Annotated in this window: 21 protein-coding genes; 7 read left to right on the forward strand and 14 right to left on the reverse strand. The window is 69.4% G+C overall.

Annotated elements, in window-relative coordinates:
- Nucleotides 1-18 precede the first annotated feature (18 nt).
- From D7V80_RS02725 to D7V80_RS02735, 3 genes are read right to left on the reverse strand one after another with little or no spacing between them, the layout of a single operon-like run.
- A complete protein-coding gene (locus D7V80_RS02725) occupies nt 19-876 on the reverse strand; it encodes an ROK family protein (RefSeq protein ID WP_120586656.1) in 858 nt (285 codons plus the stop codon).
- Entirely contained in the window at nt 873-2,066 is a 1,194-nt protein-coding gene (locus D7V80_RS02730) for a glycosyltransferase (protein WP_120586657.1), read from the reverse strand. The genes D7V80_RS02725 and D7V80_RS02730 overlap by 4 nt, the downstream gene beginning before the upstream one ends.
- Nucleotides 2,067-3,572 carry an asparagine synthase C-terminal domain-containing protein gene (locus D7V80_RS02735; protein WP_120586658.1) on the reverse strand — a complete coding sequence of 502 codons (1,506 nt, stop codon included), beginning with the start codon at nt 3,570-3,572 and terminating at the stop codon, nt 2,067-2,069.
- 192 nt (nt 3,573-3,764) lie between these two features.
- Here D7V80_RS02735 and D7V80_RS02740 point away from each other — a divergent pair, with 192 nt between their 5' ends.
- Nucleotides 3,765-5,693, forward strand: coding sequence for an ATP-dependent DNA helicase RecQ (locus tag D7V80_RS02740; RefSeq protein WP_120586659.1), 1,929 nt, complete (start codon nt 3,765-3,767; stop codon nt 5,691-5,693).
- Here the strand turns inward: D7V80_RS02740 and D7V80_RS02745 are convergent.
- From D7V80_RS02745 to D7V80_RS02755, 3 genes are all read right to left on the reverse strand, one after another.
- Nucleotides 5,677-6,564, reverse strand: coding sequence for a nucleotidyl transferase AbiEii/AbiGii toxin family protein (locus D7V80_RS02745; RefSeq protein WP_158616535.1), 888 nt, complete (start codon nt 6,562-6,564; stop codon nt 5,677-5,679). The genes D7V80_RS02740 and D7V80_RS02745 overlap by 17 nt on opposite strands.
- Entirely contained in the window at nt 6,561-7,475 is a 915-nt protein-coding gene (locus D7V80_RS02750; protein WP_233585092.1) for a hypothetical protein, read from the reverse strand. Before D7V80_RS02750 ends, D7V80_RS02745 begins: the two co-directional genes overlap by 4 nt.
- Nucleotides 7,476-7,781: 306 nt before the next feature.
- Nucleotides 7,782-9,374 carry a S8 family serine peptidase gene (locus tag D7V80_RS02755; RefSeq protein WP_120586661.1) on the reverse strand — a complete coding sequence of 531 codons (1,593 nt, stop codon included), beginning with the start codon at nt 9,372-9,374 and terminating at the stop codon, nt 7,782-7,784.
- Between the two features lie 80 nt (nt 9,375-9,454).
- Here D7V80_RS02755 and D7V80_RS02760 point away from each other — a divergent pair, with 80 nt between their 5' ends.
- Nucleotides 9,455-10,249, forward strand: coding sequence for a radical SAM protein (locus tag D7V80_RS02760; RefSeq protein WP_120586662.1), 795 nt, complete (start codon nt 9,455-9,457; stop codon nt 10,247-10,249).
- Here D7V80_RS02760 and D7V80_RS02765 read toward each other — a convergent pair whose 3' ends face one another.
- The 7 genes from D7V80_RS02765 to D7V80_RS02795 all read right to left on the reverse strand — a co-directional run bounded on the left by D7V80_RS02765 (nt 10,250) and on the right by D7V80_RS02795 (nt 19,463).
- Nucleotides 10,250-12,364 (reverse strand): ATP-binding protein, encoded by a 2,115-nt coding sequence (locus tag D7V80_RS02765; protein WP_233585093.1) that lies wholly within the window; start codon nt 12,362-12,364, stop codon nt 10,250-10,252.
- 72 nt (nt 12,365-12,436) lie between these two features.
- Nucleotides 12,437-13,447, reverse strand: a complete 1,011-nt coding sequence (locus tag D7V80_RS02770; RefSeq protein ID WP_120586664.1) for an aldo/keto reductase — start codon at nt 13,445-13,447, stop codon at nt 12,437-12,439.
- A gap of 86 nt (nt 13,448-13,533) precedes the next feature.
- Nucleotides 13,534-14,832, reverse strand: coding sequence for an AMP-binding protein (locus tag D7V80_RS02775; RefSeq protein ID WP_120586665.1), 1,299 nt, complete (start codon nt 14,830-14,832; stop codon nt 13,534-13,536).
- On the reverse strand, nt 14,829-15,392 hold the full coding sequence (locus tag D7V80_RS02780; RefSeq protein WP_120586666.1) for a hypothetical protein: 564 nt from the start codon (nt 15,390-15,392) through the stop codon (nt 14,829-14,831). The genes D7V80_RS02775 and D7V80_RS02780 overlap by 4 nt, the downstream gene beginning before the upstream one ends.
- Entirely contained in the window at nt 15,392-17,098 is a 1,707-nt protein-coding gene (locus D7V80_RS02785; RefSeq protein WP_120586667.1) for a M48 family metalloprotease, read from the reverse strand. The genes D7V80_RS02780 and D7V80_RS02785 overlap by 1 nt, the downstream gene beginning before the upstream one ends.
- Nucleotides 17,095-17,922: a hypothetical protein gene (locus D7V80_RS02790; protein ID WP_199738343.1), complete on the reverse strand. Its 828-nt coding sequence runs from the start codon at nt 17,920-17,922 to the stop codon at nt 17,095-17,097. Before D7V80_RS02790 ends, D7V80_RS02785 begins: the two co-directional genes overlap by 4 nt.
- A complete protein-coding gene (locus D7V80_RS02795) occupies nt 17,919-19,463 on the reverse strand; it encodes a MoxR family ATPase (RefSeq protein WP_120586669.1) in 1,545 nt (514 codons plus the stop codon). Before D7V80_RS02795 ends, D7V80_RS02790 begins: the two co-directional genes overlap by 4 nt.
- 127 nt (nt 19,464-19,590) lie before the next feature.
- Between D7V80_RS02795 and D7V80_RS02800 the strand changes: the two genes are divergently transcribed.
- The 4 genes from D7V80_RS02800 to D7V80_RS02815 are packed head-to-tail and all read left to right on the forward strand — an operon-like array spanning nt 19,591 to nt 22,961.
- Nucleotides 19,591-19,893, forward strand: a complete 303-nt coding sequence (locus tag D7V80_RS02800; RefSeq protein WP_120586670.1) for a hypothetical protein — start codon at nt 19,591-19,593, stop codon at nt 19,891-19,893.
- A complete protein-coding gene (locus tag D7V80_RS02805) occupies nt 19,890-20,324 on the forward strand; it encodes a type II toxin-antitoxin system death-on-curing family toxin (RefSeq protein WP_120586671.1) in 435 nt (144 codons plus the stop codon). The genes D7V80_RS02800 and D7V80_RS02805 overlap by 4 nt, the downstream gene beginning before the upstream one ends.
- 9 nt (nt 20,325-20,333) lie before the next feature.
- Nucleotides 20,334-21,614 carry a hypothetical protein gene (locus D7V80_RS02810; protein WP_147446971.1) on the forward strand — a complete coding sequence of 427 codons (1,281 nt, stop codon included), beginning with the start codon at nt 20,334-20,336 and terminating at the stop codon, nt 21,612-21,614.
- Between the two features lie 60 nt (nt 21,615-21,674).
- The gene (locus D7V80_RS02815; protein ID WP_120586673.1) at nt 21,675-22,961 is read left to right on the forward strand and encodes a hypothetical protein; all 1,287 of its coding nucleotides are present in this window, start codon (nt 21,675-21,677) and stop codon (nt 22,959-22,961) included.
- 4 nt (nt 22,962-22,965) lie between these two features.
- Here D7V80_RS02815 and D7V80_RS02820 read toward each other — a convergent pair whose 3' ends face one another.
- A complete protein-coding gene (locus D7V80_RS02820) occupies nt 22,966-23,595 on the reverse strand; it encodes a response regulator transcription factor (RefSeq protein WP_120586674.1) in 630 nt (209 codons plus the stop codon).
- A gap of 123 nt (nt 23,596-23,718) precedes the next feature.
- On the opposite strand from D7V80_RS02820, the gene D7V80_RS02825 reads away from it, so the two are divergent.
- Nucleotides 23,719-24,903, forward strand: coding sequence for a S41 family peptidase (locus D7V80_RS02825; RefSeq protein WP_120586675.1), 1,185 nt, complete (start codon nt 23,719-23,721; stop codon nt 24,901-24,903).

A 24,903-nucleotide genomic window follows, 5' to 3' on the forward strand; every position in this document is an offset into this window, starting at 1 on the left:
ACGACCAGGTTACCAGGCTCAGCCCCGTTCGAGCAGGGCTCCACCCGGGCCGAAGCCCAGGGACAGGCACAGCACGCGGCGTCCCTTCACCTGGGGGGCTCGCCGCGCGGATTCGGCCGCCAGCTCCGCGTCGTTGAGCACGAGCACCGGTCCTCCCGTGTCCGGCAGGCCCGCGTGGGCGAGGATGTCCGGGACCAGGGAGGCCGTGCCCTCGAAGCCGTAGGTGCAGCCTCCGGGCATCAGGGCCTCATCCAGCGGACACGGCAATGCCAGACACAGCGCGTCCGGAGGCTCGCGGCTATCCTCCGCGAGAAACGTCCTCAGCGCTCCCGAGATGAACGCCACCGTGTCCCGGATGTGATGGCCGTCCGCGGGACGCGGCTGCCCGATGAACAGCGGGGGCAGGGTGGTGAGGTTCCGCTCAACGACGCGCGTGGCTCCGGCACGCGCGAGCTTGATGCTCGTCTGCCCCACGTCCACGCAGAGCGGACTTCGCGCGCCCGTGGCTTCCAGCATGCGCAGCCCCGCGCGCACGGGAGCGAAGCGCGGTGACAGCGCGATGTGCACCGGGCGGCGCAGCGACGCCGTGGCCTCCCTCAGCGCGGCGGGAAAGCCGTCCAGCTCCGCCAGGCCTCCACTCAGATACGCCGCATCCGGCGCGTGCTTCTTCACCAGCAACGCGAGCGCCTCCGCCAGCGGAAGCATCATGCGGGCCGAGAGCGTGGCTCCAGGCACTCCCGCGCGCCGGTCGTCCTCCACCCACGGGGAGCCCAGCAGCTCCCACAGCTCGCGGCCGAACACGGGCAGGTTCCACACCTCCAGCGGTGTGATCCCCTCGGGGTGATGCCGGCGAGGACTCCACTTCGAACGACTCATTCCACGAGCCCGGCGATGCGTTCAGCAGCGGTCTTCGCACCATCGTGCGCGCGGTAGGAACGGGAGATCTCCGCCACGCGGTCACGCATCGGTGACTTCGGTGCCAGCAATCGCGCGATGGCTTCGCGGCACGACTCCACCGTGAGGGTCCTCGGGTCCCTCGCGAGCCCTGCTCCGGCCTTCTCCAGGAAGTGCGCCTGCACGGGCTGGTCGTTGCACACCGGCAGCAGCAGCATCGGCACTCCCGCTGTCATCGCCTCCATCACGGAGTTGGCGCCACCGTGGGAGATGAACGCCGCCGCGCGCTCCAGCACCTGCCGCTGCGGCGTGTAGCGCACCGCCACCACGTCACCGGGCAGCGTGCTCGGGAAGTCCGTGTCCGCCAGCTCGCCCGCGCACAACACCAGTGTCACGCCGAAGGGCTTCGCGGCCTCCGCGATGAGGCGGAACAGCTCCGGCTGATACGAAATCTGACTGCCGAAGGACACGTACAGCACCGGCTTTTCGCCCAGCCGCTCCCAGGGGAAGGGCACCTCGTCGCCCCGCGCTTCTGGCGGAATGGAGGGACCCACCAGCAGCGTGTCCGGGGGCACTCCCGCGTCCGGGCCCAGGAAGGCCTCGGTGGCGAAGATGACGTTGAGCCGGGGCGACAGGCACTCGCAGGTGCGGAAGCGCGCGTCGAAGCCGTGACGGCGGAACAGGGCCTGACGGTCGTCCTTCAGCGCCCTTACGTTGCGCAGCAGGGGAATCTCCGGACGCGGCTCCAACAGCGTCAGCGCGGAGGACACACCCGCCCAGGGAATGCCTTCCGTGTGCGCCGCGAGCACCGCCGCATACTGCATCCCGTCCAGCGCCATCACGTCGGGACGGAAGGCGCGCACCACCTCGCGCACGGGCTCCAGCATCGTGGGGGCCGAATCCAGCAGCAATCCCCGGATCCACTTCCCCAGCGCGACGTCATCGAGCACCAGCTTCGCCAGCGCTTCGCCTCCCGTTTCGATGCCCGGCGGCGCGGCCTCGACGTGCGGCAGGCTCAGCACCTCCACGCCCAGGGACTCCAGCTGCGGCGCGGGTTCGGGGATGCACAGCCAGCCGACGGTGTGCCCCAGGCGGCGCAGCCATTGGGCCACGCCGACCATCGGGTTGAGGTGGCCCTTTTCGGGCGAGGTGGCGATGAGGACTCGGGACATTCAGGGGGGCGCCTTGGAGTGGGCCTGGAGCATGGCCAGGGACATGAGGCGCATCAACAACCGATCCATCGGTCCGGCCTGCGCGTCGTCGGGCGGCAGGCGGAAGTAGCGCTCCATCAATCCCAACACCCCTTGCGTGTTGATGACCTGGAGGGAGTCCAGCCGCGCGGGAGAGAGCCAGGCGCGATACAGCTCCAGCCAGCGCGACCGCACCGGGCTGGAGAGGGCGGTGTGTCCATACCGGGGCGTCTTGCGCGCGAGGCGGACCTCGTCCGGCACCAGCGACCGCACCGCATGCCGGAACAGCCACTTGCCGAACCCGTCCCTTTGCAGCACGGACTCCGGCAGGGCCAGCGCCACCCGCGCGAAGCCTTCATCCAGGTATGGCGTGCGGACCGTGAGCCCATGGGCCCGGGCGCCTCGCAGCTCGGGCGGGAGGATGAGCTCGGCCAGCACCCACTTCGCGTACCGCAGCTCCTCGGAGGGGAGCGCATCCTCCTGAGGCAGCTCCCACGGAGCGGCGAGCCGGGTCCCCAGGTTGTCCACAGGGGGGGCGCGCGAGGCGTGATCGCTGTTCCGGCGCTCGGAAACAGTCCTCAAGTTGTCCACAGGTGTGGAGTCTTCACGGCGTCCCATGGGTTGATCGGAGCCGCCGTTTCCAGAGGGGAAATGCCCCGTGGATGGCTTTGATTCCTGGTCGCCGCGCGGAGCCTCGTCCAGAGGGCTTCCCGAGTTGTCCACAGCCCCCCGTACCTCTCCGGGGGGCTCTTCATGATCGCGTGAGCCGGCTCGGAACGGCGCCCGCAAGTTGTCCACAGCCGCCATGGCTTCGAGTCTCAGGGCTCGCACGGCCAGCGTGCGGTCCTCGTCCACGCGGGCCTTCGCGGAGGCCCGCGCGCCCGGGGTGCCCTGGAGCACTTCGTCCGCTCCCGCGCCGCTCAGGAGGATGGGGCCCGCGCCCTGCCGCCGGGCCTCCAGATAGAACGCGTAGCTGGCCACGGCCCGGGCGTTGAGGATGACCGTCTGGTTGGCGAGGACCGCGTGCTCGAACAGGTCTGGGAGCACGGAGTCCGGGATGTGCACATCCACCAGCTCAGCGCCCGTCACCTTCGCCATCCGCCGCGCGTTGCTCCGCTCCACCGCGTCCGCGAAGTGCACGTCCATCGTCCACGCGCGAACCTTCCCGGGTGCATGCCGCGCGGCCATCGCGCACAGGGCCGCGCTGTCCACGCCGCCGCTCAGGCTCACCTCGTGCGTGCCCGCTTCGACATGTGCCCGCACGGTGTCGGACCAGGCGGACAGCAGCCGCGCCGCGAGCTCTTCTTCGTCCCGAGCCACCGCCTCCCGGACGACTCGCGGCAGCGTCACGCGGAGGGGCTCCGCGTCCGGCCGCAGGTCCGCGTTGGACGCGCGGGCATGGAACAGCAGGTCGCCTACCGCACGAGGTGACAGGCCGCGCGAGGGAGCCTTTCCTGCGGGGGACGCCTTGGGAGCGCGGGTCGGCATGCGGTCCGCATCATAGAGTTCGTCTCCGCGCGCACCTGTAGCGATCGTGTCTGCCCGCTCAGGAAGCGGGGGCGTTCGACTGAGGCGGCGCCAGGACAAGCGTCGCCAGACCGTCGGCCTGATTCATCCCTCCGGGACCTCCAGGAGGGTGAGATAACCCTCCTGGACAACGCGAACAGGGAAGGGCGGGACATGAGGACGGATGCGGTGGACGTCGTGTTGCGGGAGCGCTTCGGGCTGGACTCCTTCCGGCCTGGCCAGCGCGAGGTGCTCACGAAGCTGCTTGAGCCCCACGGCTCCGCGCTCGCGGTGTTCCCCACGGGCGGCGGCAAGTCGCTGTGCTACCAGTTGCCCGCGCTGCTGCTCGAAGGACTCACGGTGGTGGTGTCACCGCTCATCGCGTTGATGAAGGATCAGATCGACGCGCTGAAGCGGAAGGGAATCCGCGCCGCGCGGTTGGACTCCTCCCTGTCGCTGGAGGAGTCGCGCGAAGTGACGGAGTCCCTGCGCGACGGAACGCTGAAGCTCCTCTACGTGGCCCCCGAGCGCTTCAACAACGAGCGCTTCATGGGGCTCTTGAGCGAGCTCCAGATCTCCCTCTTCGCGGTGGACGAAGCGCACTGCGTCTCCGAGTGGGGCCACAACTTCCGGCCGGACTACCTCAAGCTCGCGCAGGCGGCCCGCACGCTCCAGGCCGAGCGCATCCTGGCGCTCACCGCCACGGCCACGCCGCAGGTGGTGCGCGACATCTGCCAGGGCTTCGGCATCCCGGAGTCACACGCGGTCGTCACCGGCTTCTACCGGAACAACCTCACGCTGGAGACCACGCCCACGGGCCCGGAGGCGCGTGATGCCCTGCTGGTGGAGCGGCTCAAGTCGCGCCCGCCCGGCACCACCATTGTCTACGTCACGCTGCAGAAGACCGCGGAGCGAGTGGCGGCGCTCCTGCGCGCGGAGGGCCTGCCCGCGAGCGCCTACCACGCGGGCCTGGAAGCCGAGGAGCGCGAGCGGGTGCAGGAGGCATGGACCCACTCCGAGAAGGGCATCGTCGTGGCGACCATCGCGTTTGGGATGGGCATCGACAAGGCGGACGTGCGCGCCGTGTATCACTACAACCTGCCCAAGGGCCTGGAGAGCTACAGCCAGGAGATCGGCCGCGCGGGCCGTGACGGCAAGCCCTCCGTCGTGGAGTTGCTCGCGTGCCCGGACGACGTGCCCACGCTGGAGAACTTCGCGCTCGGAGACACACCGCTGCCGGAGGCGCTGACGGCGCTGGTGAACGAGCTGTTGTCCTCGGGACCGGAGCTGCACCTGGACATGTACGCGCTGGGCAACCGCCACGACCTGCGGCCCCTGGTGCTGCGCACGGCGCTGACGTACCTGGAATTGGAGGGCGTGCTGCGCCAGGGCACGCCGTTCTACGCGGGCTACAAGGTGCAGCCGGCGGGTTCGGTGGATGAGCTCGTGGGTAGGTTCCAGGGGGAGCGCGCGCGCTTCGTGAAGGAGTTGTTCGCGCACGCGAAGAAGGGACGCACCTGGTACACGTTCGACCCCGCCGAAATCGCGAAGGCGTTGGACCAGCCGCGAGACCGGGTGGTGAAGGCGCTCGACTACTTCCAGGAGCAGGGCTACGCGGAGGTGCAGGTGGCGGAGCCGCGTCAGCGCTACACGCGGCTGCGCGAGCGCGAGGACGCGAAGGCGCTCGTGGCCCTGTTGCAGGAGCGCTTCCAGAAGCGGGAGGTCCAGGAGGTGTCGCGGGTGCGCGACGTGCTCCGGCTGGTCACGCATGACGGCTGCCAGAGCAACGCGCTGGTGGCCCACTTCGGCGAGCAGCGCGAAGCACCGTGCGGCCACTGCACCTTCTGCCGCACGGGCGTGGCGCGTGTGCTGCCGCCGCCGCATCCACGGCCGGACCTGCGCGAACAGCTGGACGCGGCCACGTTCCAGTCGCTCGTGGCGAAGCATCCGGAGGCGCTGGGCCATCCCCGGCAGGCGGCGCGCTTCCTCTGCGGCCTGAGCAGCCCCGCGCTGTCCAAGGCGAAGCTCAGCGGGCACAAGCTCTTCGGCACCCTGGCGGAGTGGCCGTTCGCGGACGTGCTTTGCTTTACAGAGAGACGCTGATGGTCGATTGCGCTGGGATTTCGAGTCGCGCTACCAGCTCCATCAGCAGCTCCCACGACTCATTGAAAGGGATGAAGAGCCGGCGCGTGCTGCTTTCCAGCGCATCATAGTCCGCACGAGCCCTATCCCGGACTTCAGGGTTCTGGAACGCCTGTTTGGATACAGGCACATTGCGTGCTTCAGCCTTGAGCAGCAGATACTCAGAAATACGCTTGATGTCGAGCTCGGCGCCGGAACGAATGAGTACGGCAATGTCCAATAGGTCTTGCTGCCTCGTCCGGTTTCGTAATGCCTGCTGAAGCAAGGCCCGGAGCTTCTCTGCCACGATGTCCTCTCGGGTGGAAACCTTCAGGGACGTGCCTGGTCCGAAGTCGACAAGCGTTGATTCACAGATACATTCATTGAGGCTGATTTCAAGAAGAACAATTGCTTTCGATGGTTCCTGCCGCTCGATCCGATCGCGGTTCTGAGGGTCGTCGGGAAGGGCATATCCTACCCGGACAGCATAAAGGATATATGTTTTCCCAGGTCCCGGCGGCTGTCGCTTGATGCTGTTGATTCTGAAGAGAATCCCAAGCTTTCGGCCCGTCGCTGTGAGCGTATCCGTCAGCTTTTTCTCAAGCTGGGCCTCATCGATACTCGAGTCTTCGGAGGAGAAGTCCAGGTCCTCTGTGCTGCGGTTGGGCTGCCAGACAAAATCAAGAGCGTTTCCGCCTTTGAAGACGAGGATTGACTTGAGTGAGCGAGAGTTTGCAATCGCGCTCAGGATTGCTCCTTGCGCAAAGCGTACTCTTGCTTCGGAGGGCCTGATGTTGCTCGCTTTGGCCCAGAGGGCAATCGAGTCAAATGATTCGGGATAGTTGGCTTTCAAGCTCGGGCCTCGGCCAGAAGCCCGACAGGGGCGTTGATTGAGAGCTTCCACTTTTCGCTGTAATGGCTCGAAAATGGTTCGCTGCCAACCAGGCGACTCGAACCACCTCTTTTGGCGGAGCGGGACCACTCCATCAAGGCAGGATGAGTGAGTTCCAGTTCATCCATGATGAAGCCAGCGCGTTGGCGGAGAATATTGACGCCGAATGAGTCAACCGTTTCGACCAGGGTGTCCAGGTTGATGGTGTCTCGCGCTTCGACCCAGGCCTGGAGCACCTTGCTGAATCCGCCACACCATTCCGGATGGTGAATCGCGTCAATCAGCGTGCGCTCCAGCGTGGTGACTCGTACCGGATACCCATTGGGTCGGTACTCGGAGGTCCCTATTTCGGCAGGGCCTGCGCTGAGTTGATGCCACTGGATGGGCTTCCCAAATAGAGACCTGGGGGTATGTCCTATGGAGGTGAACTGCTCATCCCATTCGATGGGGTTCACCCCAGGAGGGAGGAGGGTGGACTTGTTGGATGGGAGAATGAGATGGAACTCTTGTGGGAAGTCGTCGCTGAGGTCATGGAAGACCAGCGCAGTCGCATGGCTCAGTGCCGAGAATGGTTGGGCCTCCATCAAGACTTCATTTTCGCTGACAAGTCCCTTCCGGGCGTATGGAGCACGCGCCTCGTAGACGTAGGGCACATCCTCCAGCGGCTGGAACTCGCCCATCCTGCTCAGGCGGGAGAGGAGGGCCTGCGTGGCCTCAAGATTGGCTGGGGCCTGCTCCCAACGACGCTTTTCAGGGGGGATCTCCTGGGTTGCGCGATGCAAGAGAAGGAGCGCACGCCAGATGGAAACAACGTGGCGCTGTTCCGCAGCCAGTTGTTCCGTCAGTGCCCGGCCCAGCGTTATTTTTCTCATTTTAATTTTGTATTCAGCGGCTACCTATCGTCCTAAGGACGATAGGTAGCCGCTTAATGACGTTTTGTCAAGGTCTCTGGAAACAAATGTCCGGACTCTCTTGCACATACTGGGAGGCAGCGGCTTGGTTGGCAGCTTGCCTGGAGGCGGATATCCCTCGGCTTTACTCGAGTGAGCTGGGCCTCTTGCGATGTACCGACATCGTCAGGGGCTGGCGGCCCGTGAGGACTCCACGCATACCTGCCACATGCCCGCGGCCCCTCCGGGCCGCACCTCCCTGAGCAAACGTGCCGAGTTCCGTCTCGCTCAGCGGATCGCGGCCCGCAGGCTCGGTGAGAAGGGGGGCATGGCGGCTTGAGCACGCGCCTTGAGCGCCTGACGGTCCCTGCTCGCGCCTTCCTGGAGCGCATGCCGGAAGGGGGCATGGGTGAGCGCCCAGAACCGCAGCTCGCGCCCGAACTCCGCGTCGAGCCGCGATGCCTTCTGTTCATCGACCCCGAGCGTGGTCGCAAGGCCTCTCAGGACGTCTGCTTCCGGCAGGCCGCTGAAGGTGGAGGCCACGGTGTCCGAGGACTCATGGAGGAGCGCCCTCGTGGTGAACGACTCCAGCGCCGTCACGTCCGGGAGCGGGGCTTCGAGGCACGCCTTCGCGTTGACGAGCCCGGCGCCCCACGCGAGCTGGCTCTGGGGCCAGCTGTCACAGGTGGCGCGGAGCACATGGCGGAAGACCTGCGCCAGCGTCGGTCCCCCCTGGTACTTCGCGAGCAGGTTGTCCCGGCCATGGTGCGCCAGCCAGAGCGCGGCGATCCCCGCGACAGTCGCGGTCGCATACGAGGTGCCGCTGCTCTGCCCGACCTTGTCGCCGGGCTGCGCCACCCAGACGTCCTCGCCCGGACCGGTGGCATCAACGGCCTTGCCCCAGGCGGAGAAGGCCCAGGGCTGTGCGCTCGCGTTGCACGCGGCCATCGCGACGACTTCGTCATACGCGCCCGGCCAGACAACGACGGGCCCCGTGTAGTTGCCCGCGGCGGCGATGACGATGATGTTCTCGCGCACCGCCTGCTGGATGATCCGGTGCAATCCTGCATTGGGCAGCCACCCGAGGCTGATGCTGATGACATGGACCCGCCGCTGGATGGCGAACCCGATGGAGTCGCGCAGCCGGTCGACGCCCACGTTGAACAGCACCGGTGAGGGGACGAAGAGCGTGGGCTTCGCGACGCGCAGCGGGACGACCTCGGCCTTCGGCGCGATTCCATCCACGAACAGCTTCGGTCCGTCCACGCTCGGGCCGTTGTACGGGCTCGCCATGACGCTCGCGGTGCCCAGTCCGTGGCCTCCACCTGGGTTCTCCGTCGTGGGGTCATCGTCGATGAAGTCCCAGCCCAAGCGCGGCGTGAAGTTCGGCCCCAGCTCGGGGTGGGGCAGGTAGCCGCTGTCCGGATGTCCGATGAGGATGCCCTCGCCCTGGCTCGCGCCGCCGGGCAGCTTCCACGCCTCGTCCGCCTTCACGAAGCGCACGCTCCAGTCGCAATCGTGCTCGTTGAACGTCTCAGGCCCAGGCTCCGCGCTCTGCGCCTTGAGGAGCGTGGGCGCCGTGTCCGTGACGGAGGTGTGCTCCGCGTAGACCGCCTCGAAAGCCGGATCCGCATCCTCCACGTTCGGGTCCGCCTGGAGGCGGCGCGCCAGCTCCCACGCTTGTTCCGGCTCGACGGTGCCGGGAGGGAGGAGGTCGAACGAGCGGCCGGTGGGGTCGAACGGCACAGGACGGATGATCCACCGCTCCGTCCCGACCAGCGCGGCCACGCTCTTCTCCAGGGAGGCCCGGTCGAAACCCTCACGGATGAGGACGTCGAGGGTGCGGAGCTTCGAGGACTCGAATTGCTCGGGCGGCGCCATGGGCGCACCTGTAACCCTCGGGCTTCGTGGAGGGATACGGGCCCCCAGGGCGGTGGGTGTGTCGGTTAGACTCCCGCGCCGTGCGCTACGAGCTTCACGACAGCCGCGTCCTCACCTGGTCCCTGGAGGCGCACGTCACCACGCACTGCAACCTGCGCTGTGCACAGTGTTGCCCGCTGTCGCCGCACCTGCCCGCGTGGGCCGTGTCCCCCCAGGCCCTGGCCGAGGACCTGCGCCGGCTCTCGCGCGTGCTCAAGCCCAACGTCTTCAAGCTCACCGGCGGTGAGCCCTTCCTCCATCCGGACCTGCCCGCCGTGCTGGACGTGGTGCGCGCCTCCGGGCTCACCGGACAGGTGTCCGTCACCACCAACGGCTTCCTCGCCCAGAGCGCTCCCGACGCCGTGTACGAACGGCTCGACCGGATGACGCTGTCGTTCTACACGTCCGCGCCCCTGCCCGAACGCTCCATCACCCGCATCACCGAGCGCTGCGACCGGCACGGCGTCCACCTCACGGTGAAGGCCATCGACCGCTTCCAGCGCATCACCCCGGACGCGCCCCTCACGTCCGACGCGGAGATCCAGGACGTCTTCGACAAGTGCTGGCTCAAGCAGCGCTGCCACCTGGTCCACCAGGGCCGCTTCTACACCTGCACCCGCCCGCCCCACGTCGCCACCGTCTTCGCCGCGGAGCATCCGCACCTGCCCGCGCTCGTCGAACACGACGGCGTGCCGCTCGACGACCCGGACCTGCTCACGCGCCTGTTGGGCTACCTGGAGCGGGACACGCCGCTCGCCACCTGCCGCCATTGCCTGGGCTCCAGCGGCCCCTGGGAACCCCACGCGCAGCTGCCGCGCGCCCGCGCCGCTTCCTGATCAGGGCGCCGGAGCTCCCACGCCCGCCGGCGCCGCGGTCAGCGGCAGCTCCACCGTGAAGACGGAGCCCTGGCCCAGGCGGCTCTCCACGCGCACCGTGCCGCCCATTGCCTCCACCAGCGTGCGGGTGATGTAGAGGCCCAGGCCCAGGCCGCCGTAGTGCCGGTCACTCACGGCCCGCTCGAAGCGGCCGAAGAGGCGCGGCAGGGACTCCTCCGAGATGCCGATGCCCTGGTCCCGCACCGTCAGCGCCGCCTTGCCGTCGCGCGTCTCCAGCCGGATCTGGATGGGCCGCCCCTGGCCGTACTTGATGGCGTTGTCCACCAGGTTCACCACCACCTGCTCCAGACGCGGCCGGTCCCACACGCCCATCGTCACGGAGTCCATGCACTCCAACTGGAGCACGGAGCCGGAGCGCGCGGCGGGGCCCTCGTAGGCGGCGACCACGTCGCGCACCAGCTCCGCCAGGTCCATGGGCACGCACTCCATCGACAACCGTCCGGCCGCGATGCGCGACACATCCAGCAGGTCGTTCACCAGCTCCGCCAGCTTCTTCAGCTGCCGCGAGCCCACGTCCAGGTAGCGCTCCACCACCTCGCGCGGCACCGGGCCCGGGTGGCGGTCCAGCTCGCGCCGCAGCGCCTGGAGCTTGAGGTTGAGCGGCGTGAGCGGCGTCTTCAGCTCGTGGCTCGCGATGGAGAGGAACTCGTCGCGCAGGCGCACCGCTTCACGCGCCTCGCGGTACAGCCTCGCGTTCTCCATGGAGAGCGCGGCGCGGTTGGCCAGCTCCTGGAGGAAGGGCAGGTCCGCCTTCGTGTAGCGCCGCCCGGAGCGGTGCGTGGTGATGAAGCTGAGCAGCCCCAACGAACGCTCCCCGGTCACCAGCGGCACCACCACCAGCGAGCGGACGCGCAGCTCCTTCAGCAGCGCGAGGCGTTCCAGGTCATCCGTGAAGTGTGGGAGGAGGTCGTCGGTGAAGTCCTCGACGAGGAGGGGCTGCCCGTGCTGGGGCGACCCGGGGCCGGCCAGGCCAGGGATGCGCATCACGTACGCCGAGCGGGAGCGCAGCGACTCCGCGAGCGACTCCGGCTCCGTGGTCGCGTGCTCCACCTCCATGCGCTGGAAGGTGCCATCCTCCTTCGCGCTGTCGATGACGCACCAGTCCGCCAGCGTGGGGACCGCCAGGCGCACCACGTTGCGCAGCGTGGCCTTGTCGTCCAGTGACGTGGCCAGGAAGGAGCTGGCCCCCGCCAGCAGCCGCAGGTGCTCCTCGTTGTGCGACAGCTCGCGCGCCAGCCGCTCCGCCCGGGAGCGGGCGCGCACCACGTCCGTCACGTCGAAGCCGAAGCCCGCGATGCCGTCCACCTGCCCGTGCGTGTCGTGCGTGGGCGTGTACGTGACGTCGAAGATGTACTCCCGGAGGGTGCCATCCGGCTGGGGCAGCTTGAGGGACACCTCCCGGCCCTCGAAGGGCTCGCCCGTCGCGTAGACGTGGTCGAGGATGCGCGCCACGCGCTCGGCTTCCTCCTTCGGCCCCACCTCGCGCGCGGGCAGGCCCAGCAGCTGAGGAGGGTTGCCCAGCATCACGGAGTTGAGGGGGTTGGACAGCTCGAAGACGTGCTGGGGGCCGCGGAAGATGACCAGGTGCGCGGGCGCGTGCATGAACAGCTCGTGCAGGCGTGCGCGCTCGTACTCGGCGGCGGCGCGGGCGGCGCGCTCGCGCTCCAGCAGGTCCGCGCGCTCCGCGTTGGCCCGGCGCAGGCGCACGTTCAGCGTCGTCGCGAACAGCGAGAGCGCGAGGAAGAAGAGCAGCGCGACGATGTTTTCGGGCTCCAGCCGCCACTCACCCAGGGGGTGCAGGAAGAAGTACTGCACCATGAGCAGCGAGAGCCCGGTGGACACCAGCCCCGGCCCCCAGCCTCCCCGCCAGCTGGAGAACACGACGGCGGCGAAGAAGGCCAGGTACGGCGTGCTGGCCGTGATGGGCCACAGCACCCGTTGCACGGCGAAGGCCACCACGACGCTCACCACCGCCAGCCCATACCGCAGCAGCGCGGAGCCCTCTTCCTTGTGGAACGACTCCGGCGCGCGCGGAGACGGGGAGCAGGGAGGCACCGGCGGATGCGGCGGGCGGGACGGAGCGGGCGCGGTCATGGATGCGCGGGCGGACGGGCCTGGGGCCGGCCGTCAGCGGGTCTCCTTCCGTGCGTCGGTCTGGAGGAACCCCTGCATGGCGGTGGGGTAGCGCTCGCCCGCGGCCACGCCCGGCGGCGCGATGGACTCGATGGCCGCCAGGTCCTCCTTCGTCAGCTTCACGTCCAGGGCGCCCAGGTTGTCGTCCAGGTACTTGCGGCGCTTGGTGCCGGGGATGGGGACCACGTCCTGCCCACGCGACAGCACCCAGGCGAGCGCCAGCTGCGCGGGCGTGCACTGCTTCTGTCCCGCGAGCCGGTCGATGTGCTCCACCAGCTTGAGGTTGCGCTGGAAGTTCTCCCCCTGGAAGCGGGGCGAGTGGCGGCGGTAGTCGTCCTCCGGCAGGTCCTCGAAGCGCTTGAACTGGCCGGTGAGGAAGCCGCGGCCCAGCGGGCTGTAGGGGACGAAGCCCACGCCCAGCTCGCGGCACGTCTGGAGCACGCCGTCCTCCGGGTCCCGGCTCCACAGCGAGTACTCCGACTGGAGCGCGGTGATGGGATGCACGGCGCACGCGCGGCGCAGCGTCTCCGAGTTCACCTCCGACAGCCCCAGGAAGCGCACCTTGCCGGCCTTCACCAGCTCCGCCATCGCGCCCACCGTGTCCTCGATGGGCGTCTTCGGGTCCACCCGGTGCAGGTAGTAAAGGTCGATGACGTCCATTCCCAGCCGCTTCAGGCTCGCGTCGCACGCCTGCTTCACGTACTCCGGCTGGCCGTTGACGCCGCGCGACTGGGGATTCGCCGGGTCACGCACCAGGCCGAACTTCGTGGCCAGGATGAACTTCTGGCGGTGGGGGCCCAGCACGCGGCCCACCAGCTCCTCGTTGCGGCCAGGGCCGTAGGCGTCCGCCGTGTCGAAGAAGGTGATGCCCCGGTCCAGCGCGTGGAGCAGCGTGGCCTCCGACTCCGCGTCGTCCCGGCCCGCGTAGAAGTCCGACATGCCCATGCAGCCCAGGCCCAGCGCCGAAACGGTGAGGCCCAGCCTGCCCAGCTTCCGAGTCTCCATGTGTCCTCCGTGCGGGTGCACCTCCCTGGGAGAATCTTCACGCGAGGCGCGGGAATCCAGGGCAAACGACCAGGCGAAGGACTGGCTCATCCAGGGAGCGGCAGCTCGCAACGGAAGGGGAGCGGCTTGGCGGCCGGTGCCAGTCCTTCCGCTCCGCGCGCCTCCACCGCCGGAGCTGTCCAGCCCAGGTTGCGCAGCGCCGCGGTGAGCCGCTCGCACAGCGCCGCCACGCTGTCCTCGGGCGCGCCTGAAAGCTCCAGCGTGAAGCGCTCCAGCGCCACCTGCGTCAGCCGGAACGCGCGCAGCGGGTGGTGCTTGAACACCCACGCCAGCGACCACGCATCCACCGCGCGACCGGAAGGCGTGCGGAACGCGCAGGCCCCGCGTCCGCCGAAGCCCGTCAGCGTCCAGCCGTGGAAGCCGCAGGCGCAGGCGTCGCGCCGCACGGTGCCCGTGTCCCCGGGCCGATAGCGCAGCAGCGGCAGCACGCTGGGGCGCAGCCGCGTCACCACGACTTCGTCCCCGTCCGGCTCCAGCCAGACGTCCGGCGTGAGCACGTGGAAGCGGCCCCGGTTCGCGTCCTCCAGGCACTCCCACGCGAGCGGCCCCGTCTCCGTGGCGGCGTAGTAGTTGAGGACCGGCACGCCGCGCTCCTGCTTCCAGGCGTCGCGCAGCGCGTGCGGCAGGTGCTGCGCGGAGGTGAGCACCAGCCGGGGAGACGGCACCTCCGGATGCGCGAGCAGCCAGCGCAACCCCTCCGGGTCGGAGAAGACGACGGAGGCCTTCACCCGTCGCAGGCGCGCCACCGCGTCGTCGCGCAGCACGGAGACGCGGTGCAGGGCGCCGTCGTGGAACAGCGGCAGGCGCACCGAGTACTCCAGCCCGCCCGGCAGCGCATCCAGCAGCACCACGCGCGGACGCGGCGGGGGCACGGTGCGGGTGCGCTCGGTGAAGAAGCGCAGCACGGCCCACATGAGCAGGCAGTCGCGCCGGTCGCGCAGCACGTTCACCGGGTCGCCCGTGGTGCCGGAGCTCCTCACCACCACGCACTCGTCGGACGCGGCGGGCAGCGTGGGCACGTCCTCCCAGTGGCGCGCGAGCGTGGCGCGGTCCAGCGCGGGGAAGTGCCGCAGGTCCTCCAGGCGCCGCAGGTCGCCCGGGTGCAGGCCCGACTCGCGCAGCACGCGCACGTAGTAGGGCGAGCCCAGGAGCGCGTCACGCAAAGCCGGCAGGCGCGCTTCCAGCTCAGCGCGGGCGGCGGCCTCGTCCACCGTGGCCGTGCCTCGCGCCAGGCCCGCCGCCACGTCCAGCGCCCACGGCAGGTGCGGGCGCTGCGTGTGGCTGTCGCGGCGGATGCGGGCCCTGGGCGCGACCCCGAGCGTCACTCGCGCCAGCCCCGGGCCTCGGCTTCCTTGCGCTGGGCCTCCTGGAGCATCTCCTGGCGCCGGTCCGCCTCCTTCTTGCGCGCCTCCTCCACCTTGCGCAGGTCCGTCACGGCCTGCCGGTAGTCCAGGTCCTTGAGGCGGCGCTTGGACTCGGCCTCCGTCTCGCCTTCGATGTCCGCGCCCATGGCCGCCACCCATTTGCGCAGGAACTCCTCCTGGCGGAAGACGTTGGAGCGGATCATCTCCGCGGTGAGCGGGTGCACCTCCTCGAAGAACTGCTGGAGCCGCGCCTGCGGGGTGCGGTCCGGCGTGAGGTAGAGCACCGTCTTCTTGCGCAGGTCGGACACCAACAGCACGTGCGCGAGCATGCCCACCTGTTCGCGGAACAGCGGGTTCTTCACGCGCTGCTCCAGCTTCGCCCACTCGGCCTGGGACGGGGGGCGCTGGCTGGCCATGCGGAAGGTGTCGCAGACGATGGCCACCGCCAGGTCGTGCGGATACGGCGACAGGATGGGCATGGCCGCCAGCTGCTCACGGAGGAGGGGAATCGAGACCGCCATCATTTCTCCAACAGGGCATCGGCCAGCGCCGCGGCGGCACGGCCAAAGTCAGACATCCATTGCACGGTCGCCAGCCGGAAGCGTGGGCTGCCCAGCACCGGCGCCAGCACCTGCCGCGCGGACGCGTCGTCCGGCAGCGCGAGGAAGGCCACCACCCGGCGCGACCGGTTCATCCCTCGGACAAACCGCGGCAGCGCGCCCTCCTGCCGCATGTTGTAGAGGAAGTCGCTGTCGGAGATGACGACGCGCAGCGCGTCCGGCCGCTCCCCGGACAGCTGCTCCATGACTTCAACGGGGAACCACGTCCCCCCGCCGATGTAGTGCAGGAAGAAGTCGCGCGCGGTCTCCTCGTCGTACATCCACGGGGACACGACGGGGTTGTCCGCGGAGTAGATGATGCCGCGCACCGTGGCGCCCTTGCGCAGCGCGGAGGCGGACAGCACCTGCGCGGCCAGCGTCATCGCGTTGAGGTCCTGCTGCGGGTTGGGCATGGAGCCGCTGGTGTCCAGGTAGATTTCCAGCGCGGGCACGCCCAGGTCCGACGGGGGCGGCAGGTCCGCCTCCAGCTCGCGGCGCAGCGGGTTCACGGCGGCCAGGTGACCCTGCGCAATCACCGTGAGCGTCCAGTCGATGGTGGTCGGGTCGTCGCCGTACTCCCACGCCTCCGGAATCGTGCGCAGGTAGGGCTCCGGCTTCGAGGGCGAACTGGGCAGCTTGAGGATGTACGGGTCCACGAGCCGCCGGTAGTACCGGCCCACCAGCGCCCGCCGCAGCCTGCCGCCATCGTCGCCGGGGCGGTGCGCGGTCGCGCGGCGGATGGTCTCCAGCGGATCCGACTCCTTCGTGTCGTGCGAGTCGTCCAGCCAGCCGTTGGCGCGCGCCTCGTCCAGCGCGTCCTGCCACCGGCCTCCGGCCTGCACCGCCGCGTCCAGGTCGCCTTCGTCCGGAGCGCCCAGGTCGCCGGCCAACGGGATGCAGAAGCCCACTTCGGAGGGCAGGTCGATGAAGCGGATGAACGCGGCGCAGAAGTAGAGGAATTGCAGGCGCGGGTCGTGCAGCGCGTAGAACGTCTGCACGAACATGCGCGCCTGCGCGCGGAAGCCCGGGTAGGCCTCCTCCAGCTTCGGCAGCAGGGCCTCGGGCACCAGGTGTCCGGGCTCGCGGCGCCACAGCTCTTCGTAGATGGCCAGGTAGAAGCAGAACAGCGGGGACGGCCCGCTCGTGCCCGTGTCGCCGTCCTTCTTCTTCTTGTTCTTCTTGCGCCCGTCCGGCGTGCGCAGGAAGCCCCGGTACACCTGGCACAGCGCTTCGGCGTGGGTGCGCCCCACGAACTCGTTCACCTGGAGGTCGAAGAACAGGTTGGTGAGGGACTGGCGCAGGCCCGGGATGAGGCGCTGCTCCAGCACGCGCAGCTCCGCGTCCCATCCCAGCGTGTGCGGGAAGCGCACGTGGTGGCCGATTTCATGGGCCAGCACGGCGGTGAGGCTGTCGCGCGCGCCCATGCGGGCCAGCAGGTCGAAGTGGACGAACACCTGCCGGCGCACCAGGTCGATGTACGCGAGCGGTTCGTCCGGCGCGGCCTCACCGGGCCGGAAGGGCTGGTGCGGCTCGGGCGGGCTCAACTGCACGTGCACGTCCCACAGCGCCAGCGCGTCGCGCCAGCACCGCTCCACCTCCTCCGGGGTGAAGGCCGCGCCCGCGCTCATGCCGGCAGGATGACCGCCAGCCACTGGGACGTGTGCATCGTGGCCACCGCGCGCCATTCGTTGTGGTGGGTGCTGTACCAGTCCCCCGCGCGAGGGTCGCGCTGTGCCAGCGAGGTGAGCGCCTTGGAGGGCTTGCCCGTCGCGGGCTCCAGCCGCTCGTTGCAGCCCATGGGCCCCAGGAGCACGGGCTTCTTCACCAGCCACACGCCCTGCGTGGCGGCGTCACGTCCACCGGCGGCGGTGGCGCGGTGACGGTCGTGCACGCAGACGACGGCGGGCGCCAGGAAGTGCATCTCCCCGGGCATGAAGCGCGCGTCCTCCTGGGACAGGTCCACCCACTGCGCGGTGGACGTGTCGCCCAGCGTCTGGGTGGGCGGCTCCATGGCCTCGTTGGCGATGGTGTGCAGGTGGCTCTCCAGGCCCTCCAGCGAGGACAGGCTCGAGCCCAGGCGGCAGAACAGCCGCTGCACCCACGGCGGCGCGGACTCCAGGTTCTCACCGAGGTTCCACATGCGCGCGAGCGCCGGGGCCTGCTCCTCCCGGCGCAGGTCCGGCAGCAGGCGCGGCAGCAGGTCCGTCCACGCGAGCGTGAAGAAGTTCTCCCTGCCGGCGGACACCGGATACAGGTAGCCCAGGCCGATGCCCTCGGCGCCCAGCCGCAGGTAGTCGCGCAGGGTCTCCTCTCCCGCCGCGGCGTCACCGCTCGTGAGCGCCCGGCCCATGCGGACCCCCGGGCCTTTGAGGAACTCGTCCCACAGCGCGCGGTCCCAGCGCACGAACCGGCCGCGGGCCTCCTTCTCCAGGTCGTCGACGAACTCGCTCATGGCTGTTTCCCCTGACCGCCCGGGTTCTCCTTCAGCCACGTCGCGTAGTTGCGGTAGCGGCTGTAGAGGGACTTCAAGTGGATGAGGTCCTCGTACACCGGACCGGACAACTCCTGGCGGGTCATCAGGTCGTTCATCAGCACGGTGACGGCGGACAGGCGCTTCTCCGTGGTGCGCAGGTCCACGCCGGACAGGCCCAGGTCCAGCTCCGCGCGCAGGGCGGCGACCTTCTGGCGCACGGGCGCGTGCGTGCCGTAGCGGGCCATGGCCATGTCGAACATGTTGCGGATCCACGCCACGCGGTCCTGGAGCAGCAGCTTGTTGCCCTTCACCTCGAAGAAGGGGCTGCGCGCGTTGGGGGTGAGCTTCTCGTGCAGCACCCAGGGGATGATCTGCCGGAAGTCCTCCAGCTCCGTCACGCGGTGGCCCCGGAAGAACGCGAGCGCCTTCGCGAAGTGGAGGATGGTCTGGTACGCGCGCACGCTGGTGCCGTTCTCCGTCTGCGTGCAGAGGTGCACCTTCTTGTCCAGGGGGCACTGCTCGTTGCACACGGCGGACACGGTCTGTCCGGCGAGCTTCAGCGTGTCCTTGTGCTTGAACTCGAAGCGCGGGGACGCCATGCGGCAGAAGTCCAGCTGGCCCAGGAAGAAGGCCACGCGCTCCAGCACGCCCTTGGGCACCTCCACGGCGAGGATGGCGTTGTAGGCCTTCTCCAGCTCGCCGGGCGTGAAGACGATGTCCTTCGGCAGCAGCTCCTCCGGGGACTTGTCGGACTCGATGCGCTGGAGCAGCGTGTCCACGAAGCCGGAGTTGAAGGGCACGGCGCGCACGACGACGTCCAGGCGGTCCTTGAGCGCTTCGATGACCTGGAACGTGCCGCCGCCCTGGTCGTCGTTGGCGGTGAGGAACCAGGACGAGCGGCCGGTGTAGACGTACTGGTCCATCATCTCCGCGTAGCCCTCGCCCAGGAGCGACAGCAGGGCGGACTGGGTCTTGGTGGGGATGCGGTTGTACTCGTCGACGATCTTCACGCGCTGGCCAATCCACTTGCGCCAGCTGACCTTCACCGCGGACAGGTCCTCCGCCTTGAGCATGTCGGAGGGCAGGGGCGCGCCGAGCAGGTCCGCGATGGACAGCTGCGGGTGGCCGCGCTGGATGCCCCGGTGGACGTCCTCGCGGCCCATGCCGGAGAGCAGGGCCATGAGGATGGCGGAGGTCGTCTTGCCTCGGCCCGGTCCGCCCACGAGCAGGGCGCGGCGGCAGGTGAAGAGGGTGAGCAGCGGGATGAGGACGAAGGAGCTGTAGCTCATGTCCTCCGGGAGGTGGACCTCGTCCCCGGCGGTGTTCTTGAGCGCGGCGGTGCCGCCGAACTCGATGTCGTAGTAGGGGCAGATGACGGCGTTGTTGGTGATCCACCAATACGCCTGCCGCATCTTGTCGTGGAGGCTGCCGCCGTCGCGCTCGGAGAGGTGGACGCTGAGGCCCTTGTCCGCCGACGCACGCCCGGTGAGCAGGCGCGAGACCCAATCCTGGTTGGCCATGGAGGAGCGGGAGTGTAGCAGCGCGGATGGCCGCCGAGGTGCTCGGAAGGCACAGGCTCCCTCCCTGGGGGGTGACCAGGCTCCATGCGGCATGCTACGCGGACGCGTTCGAGAAGGGGGACCCGGGATGCTGCCTCACCTGGAAGTGATTCACGGCACTATCGAAGGGATCGATCCTGGCGTGTCGAACACGCCGACGATCCAGCTTGCCCAGCGGGAGGGCGGGATTCTCAAGGTGACCGCCACGGCGGCGCAGGTGGAGCAGGCTTCCCACCTGCGAGAAGTCTCCGCGATGGTCGTCATGGGCCCCAGCCCCCGGCTCATCTGGATCCGCGAGAAGGGCGTCGACGTGCCGGTTCCTCCCGCGGAGGCGCGTGATGCGCATGCCCTGCGGAAGTGGAATGAGCTGCTGCGGAGGCTGGCCCAATGAGTGACGCGCAGCCGTATGACCGGTTCTGCGGCCTGGCCCGGCTCCAGGAGTTGCAGGCCAAGGGCATCGCCGCGCACGGAGGCAGGGTGGGGGTCCGCGATGCGCTGGGCCCTGGTGCGACCCTGGGCGCGGCCTGGACCGCGGAGGAGTACGGCGCTCCGCCGGAAGCGGTCCCGGGACTGATGTACGCCGTCTACCTGCTCTTCTACATCGCGACGAAGCAGGTCTTCGTGGATGGGAACAAGCGCATCTCCTGGCTCGCCATGTGCGAGGCCCTGGCGTGCATGGGCCTGGAGGTGGACGCCACGGTTGATGAAGCGGAGGCGCTGGTGATGGCCATCTCCAACAACCAGTTCAAGGACGTCGAGCCGGTGTTCCTCTGGGTGGTCGAACACCTGCGCGAGCTCCGCGTCGGCGATGGACAGGCGTAGGCTGTGGGCATGTTCCATCGTGGATACCTGCTGACCCTGGGCCTGCTTCTCACCAGCGTGGCCTGCCAGCGTTCAGCGGAGGAACAGGAGGCCAACCGGAAGCGGATCGACGCTCGGGTCCATGTGGCCGCGAACCAGGTCTGGGAGGGGCAGCGGGCCCAGGCCCAGACGGAGCTCGCCGCCATCCTGAAGGAGGCGCCCCAGCATCCCGGAGCGCTGATGGTCCAGACCTGTCTGCAGTTGGAGCAGGGGGCCGAGGATGAAGCGGCCCGGACCGCGATCCGCCTCCGTGAGATGGCTCCCGACAAAGCGGATGCCATCATGCTCATGGCGCTCGTCGAGCAGCGGCGCCGGACGCCCAGGCCCGGGTGGACCGAGGCGTTGATCGAAGCGTGGAAGAGCGCGGGCCGCCCCTCCCTCCGGGACACCAGCCGGTATCCGGAGGTCGCCATGGATGCGAAGAATGCCGTCTCCGACGTGTGGAAGCGGACCGGGTCCGTGGAGTCGCGCCTCGTCGCCGTTCTGGCGGACCACAAGGCCTCGGAGGTCCAGCAGCGGTGGCTCGTGGAGCATCTCTCCGAACTCGAGGACCCGCACCTGCTGCTCTCCGCCCACGAGTATTTCAGTGGCGCCAACGGCCTGCCCGCGGACCTGCGGCGGCAAGCGCGCGAGACAGTACGGCTCAAGCTCCAGGCGCACGGCGCTGGGACGAACGAGTCCCGCATCCCGCTGCTCCTGTTGATGGCGGATGCCTCGGAAGAGACGCCGCTCACCCACGAAGACATCGTGGCGCTGGATCGCATCGCCAGCTTGAAGCACTACCGGGACGCCCCGCTGTCCCAGAGGTATGTGGATGCGGAGCGGCGCCTGGAGGCCGCGGGCGCTTCGTCGCGCTTCGACAAGGCCTTCATGGTGGCGGTCGCGAACCTGGTCCTGGACCCCGCCTCGGTGCTCACGAAACGGGCCGCGGCGACGAAGGACCGGCTCGCCCCGGATGACCAGGACCGGCTGGGGAAGGCGTTGCTCACGTTGGGAGCGCGCATCCAGGCGGGGAACACGTTGGTGGAGCGCAGCGTGGGATTGCGCATGATGGAGCAGGGCGCGGTCCTGGTCGGAAACGAGGAGATGAGTGCCCAGGTGGCCGAGGGCTATGAGTCGATTCGTTCGGTCATTCAATCCTCCCGGCAGGTGCAGATTGAGAACTGGCCCCTGCCCACGCTCCAGCGCGAGTGGGCAAAGGCCCTGGTCCAGGACGAGTGGGCCTTCTTGAGCAACCTCGTCGCGCCCTGAGCACCCATCACCGGGCAAGCATCCGCCGGAGCCTGCCTGGAGACCCGCTACGATGACGGGATGAAGCGGACTCCCTGGCGATTCCTGGCGTCGCTGTTCCTGGGCGGGTGGCTCTGTGCCTGCTCGTCCGTGCCGACGTCCTCCGCTCCCCAGCGTGAGTCCACCGACATGCGGCTCCAGCGGGCGGTGGACCACGCCTGGGCAAAGAAGCCGGACCTGGCACACGCGGAGCTCGACGGAGTCCTGGAGGAAGCGCCGCTGTACCGGTCGGCGTGGATCGTCCGGGCGTGTCTGTTGCTGGAGGAGGGAAAGCTGGCCGCGGCGGCCCGGGTGGTGGCGCGCTTGCGTGAGCTGGCGCCCAAGGATCCGGAGCCGCGCGTGCTCGCGGCCTTCATCGACCAGCGCAGACTTCAGCCCCAGGGAAGCTGGCTGGATGCCATGCGGCAGGCGTGGTTCGTCGCGGGACGCCCCAGTCTCCACCACAACGACCGGATGGAGCTCCTCCACCCGATGCAGGACACCGTCGCCATCGTCTGGGCGCGGACCGAGGACGTCGAGGACCGGTTCATCGCCGCGTTGGCGGGAAATCCCTCCGCGGCGCAGGAGCAGTGGTTGATGGACCATGTCTCCGGATTGAGGGATCCGGTCCTGAGGCTCGCCGCGTTCGAGTTCTTCCACCGGGCCACCGGCCCCCATGCGGTGGTAGCGGCACGCAAGCGGGGGCGGGACCTGCTGCGGAAGGAGATGGCGTCGCTGGCCGCCCGGTCGCCGCACTCGGACCTGCCGTTGTTGTTGCTGGTGGGCGGGACCTCTGGCGATGCACCGTTCACGCGGGAGGAGCTGCCGGAACTGGAGCGGATCGCGGAGCTTCCCCGCTACCGTGAGACCCGCATGGCCCAACTGGGCGATGCGGCCCAGTGGCGGATGGAGTCCCTGGGCGTCCGCTATCCGGATTGGAGCTTCTACTGGGCGGCCATGGGGACGCGGCTGCTGGGTGCTCCCATGGAGTTGCTGCGGCGGCTGGAGGTGACGAAGGAGGGGCTGACGCCCGAGGAGCGGCTTCGGCTGGGCGTCGCGGTGTGGAAGCTGGGCGGGCGCATCGCCGAAGGGAACACCACCTTCGAGGGCATGATGGGCCACAAGTTGATGGAGCAGGGCGCCCTGCTGAAGGGAGACGAAGCCGGGCGCGCGTTGGCGGCGGCAGCGGCCCAACGAAACCTGGAGGCGAGCGTGGCGTCCTTCAACTTCCGGGTCGAGCTGTGGCCCCTTCCCTCGCTCCAGCGCGAGTGGCTGGAGGCGAACCTGGACGACGAAGGGCACCTCCTGGAGACCTTCGTCGTGCGCTGAGCGCTTAGAGCGTCACCAGTCCCATCCGCGCCGCGCGCACCACCGCCTCCGTGCGGCGCTGCACGCCCAGCTTGGCCAGCACCGCGTTCACGTGGAACTTGGCGGTGTGCTCGCTGATGTCCAGCCGGTCCGCGATGGCCTTGTTCGACAGGCCCTCCGCCAGCAGCCCCAGCACCTCGCGCTCGCGCGGCGTCAGCGTGTCCGGGCCTGGGGCTCCCGTGGGCGCCGTGCTCCTGGGCGCGGCGCGCACCTGGGACAGGCCCGGCTCGAACACCGTGAGGCCTCGCGCGACCGCGTGCAGCGCGGCGCCCAGCATCCCCGGCGCCACGTCGCGGAACAGCAGGCCCCGCGCGCCCGCGCCCAGCGCCAGCTCTCCCGCTGCCTCGTCCGCCACCAGCGCCAGCACCGGCGCGCCCAGGTCCGGCGCCGCGCCTTCCTCCAGCCGCAGGCCCGTGTCCCAGAGCACGACGTCGGGCGGCCCGCCCCGCGCCGCCTCCAGCTCCTCCTGCGTGCCCGCCGCCACCACCGTCCAGGCCTCCGCCTGGTCGCTCAGCGCCCGTGCGAGCGCACCCCGGGCCAGGGGGTCCTCCGACACGAGCGCGAGCCTGGGCGATGACGAGGGCGCATCCAACATGAGCCCCTCATCCCTAACCGCGCCCGCCGCGTTCGCCACACCGCGCGGCGCCAGGACGCCTTTCCTTCCCTCTGGGGCGCGCCCCTGTGAAGAATCGTGAAGTCCTCCTGGGAGGGGCACGCAATGACGGTTCTGACGACGCGGTGGTGGGTGGCGGGGCTGCTCGTCGTGGCGAGTGCCCAGGCCGCCACGTCCCCCTTCACGAAGCGCGGCGATGAAATCGTCAACCTCGTGCGCACCCGCTACGTCGACGCGGCGAAGGGCGCCGCCTGGGCCGACGCGCACCAGGGCTACGCCGCCGACGCGAAGGACGTGGAGGACTTCACCCGGCGCACGAACGCGGCGCTCGCGGAGCTGAAGACCTCCCACACGGCCTACTACCCGAAGGAGAGCCCCGGCCACGCGGAGGTGACCTCCATCTTCGAGGTCTTCCTCAAGAAGGAGAACGTGGAGGCCACCGGCATCGGCGTGGACGTGCGGGAGACTCCGGACGGCTTCTTCGTCCGCCACGTCTTCGCGGACGGCCCCGGCGCGAAGGCGAGGCTGCTGCGCGGGGACCGGCTGGTCACCGTGGAGGGCAAGCCCTTCCATCCCTGGCACGCCTTCACGAACCGCGCGGGCAAGGCCACGCGCCTCACCGTGGAGCGCGTGAAGGGCGCCGCGCCCCTGTCGCTCACCGTCACGCCCCGTCGCCTGAACCCGCGCAAGGAATGGCTCGCGGTCCAGAAGGCCAGTGGGCAGGTCGTGGAGCGCCAGGGCCGCCGCGTCGCCTACCAGCACGTCTACGCGTGCGCGGGCGAGGAGTACCAGCGAGCCCTGGAGGAGGCGCTCCAGGACACCTTCGCGGACGCGGACGCGCTCGTCATCGACTTCCGCGACGGCTGGGGCGGATGCAGCCCGGCCTTCATCAACCTCTTCAACCCCCAGGTGTCCCTCCTCCTCAACACCGGCCGCGATGGCAAGACGCGTCCCTACGCGCTGTCCTGGCGCAAGCCGGTGGTGCTGCTCGTCAACGGCAACTCGCGCAGCGGCAAGGAGCTGGTGGCCTTCGCGATGAAGCGCCACCGGCTGGCGACGCTCGTGGGCGAGCGGACCGCGGGCGCGGTGCTGGCCGGCGGGCCGCAGAAGCTGGCCAACGGGGACCTGCTCTACCTCGCCGTCATGGACGTGACCGTGGACGGCGAGCGGCTGGAGGGCGTGGGCGTCCCGGTGGACGTGGAGGTCCCGGACGCGCTGCCGTACGCGGCCGGCGCCGACCCGCAGAAGGAGCGGGCGCTGGACGTGGCCGCCTCCCAGGTGAAGGGCTGA

The sequence above is a fragment of the Corallococcus sp. CA054B genome, from assembly GCF_003611625.1.
Classification (GTDB): Bacteria; Myxococcota; Myxococcia; order Myxococcales; family Myxococcaceae; genus Corallococcus; species Corallococcus coralloides.

Coding starts and splice junctions, on each gene's coding strand:
- D7V80_RS02815 (WP_120586673.1), top strand. CDS start 21,675: ATGAAGCGGACTCCCTGGCGATTCCTGGCGTCGCTGTTCCTGGGCGGG.
- D7V80_RS02740 (WP_120586659.1), top strand. CDS start 3,765: ATGAGGACGGATGCGGTGGACGTCGTGTTGCGGGAGCGCTTCGGGCTG.
- D7V80_RS02730 (WP_120586657.1), bottom strand. CDS start 2,066: ATGTCCCGAGTCCTCATCGCCACCTCGCCCGAAAAGGGCCACCTCAAC.
- D7V80_RS02825 (WP_120586675.1), top strand. CDS start 23,719: ATGACGGTTCTGACGACGCGGTGGTGGGTGGCGGGGCTGCTCGTCGTG.
- D7V80_RS02790 (WP_199738343.1), bottom strand. CDS start 17,922: ATGAGCGAGTTCGTCGACGACCTGGAGAAGGAGGCCCGCGGCCGGTTC.
- D7V80_RS02780 (WP_120586666.1), bottom strand. CDS start 15,392: ATGGCGGTCTCGATTCCCCTCCTCCGTGAGCAGCTGGCGGCCATGCCC.
- D7V80_RS02750 (WP_233585092.1), bottom strand. CDS start 7,475: ATGAGAAAAATAACGCTGGGCCGGGCACTGACGGAACAACTGGCTGCG.
- D7V80_RS02755 (WP_120586661.1), bottom strand. CDS start 9,374: ATGGCGCCGCCCGAGCAATTCGAGTCCTCGAAGCTCCGCACCCTCGAC.
- D7V80_RS02810 (WP_147446971.1), top strand. CDS start 20,334: ATGTTCCATCGTGGATACCTGCTGACCCTGGGCCTGCTTCTCACCAGC.
- D7V80_RS02785 (WP_120586667.1), bottom strand. CDS start 17,098: ATGAGCGCGGGCGCGGCCTTCACCCCGGAGGAGGTGGAGCGGTGCTGG.
- D7V80_RS02795 (WP_120586669.1), bottom strand. CDS start 19,463: ATGGCCAACCAGGATTGGGTCTCGCGCCTGCTCACCGGGCGTGCGTCG.
- D7V80_RS02770 (WP_120586664.1), bottom strand. CDS start 13,447: ATGGAGACTCGGAAGCTGGGCAGGCTGGGCCTCACCGTTTCGGCGCTG.
- D7V80_RS02725 (WP_120586656.1), bottom strand. CDS start 876: ATGAGTCGTTCGAAGTGGAGTCCTCGCCGGCATCACCCCGAGGGGATC.
- D7V80_RS02820 (WP_120586674.1), bottom strand. CDS start 23,595: ATGTTGGATGCGCCCTCGTCATCGCCCAGGCTCGCGCTCGTGTCGGAG.
- D7V80_RS02805 (WP_120586671.1), top strand. CDS start 19,890: ATGAGTGACGCGCAGCCGTATGACCGGTTCTGCGGCCTGGCCCGGCTC.
- D7V80_RS02735 (WP_120586658.1), bottom strand. CDS start 3,572: ATGCCGACCCGCGCTCCCAAGGCGTCCCCCGCAGGAAAGGCTCCCTCG.
- D7V80_RS02800 (WP_120586670.1), top strand. CDS start 19,591: ATGCTGCCTCACCTGGAAGTGATTCACGGCACTATCGAAGGGATCGAT.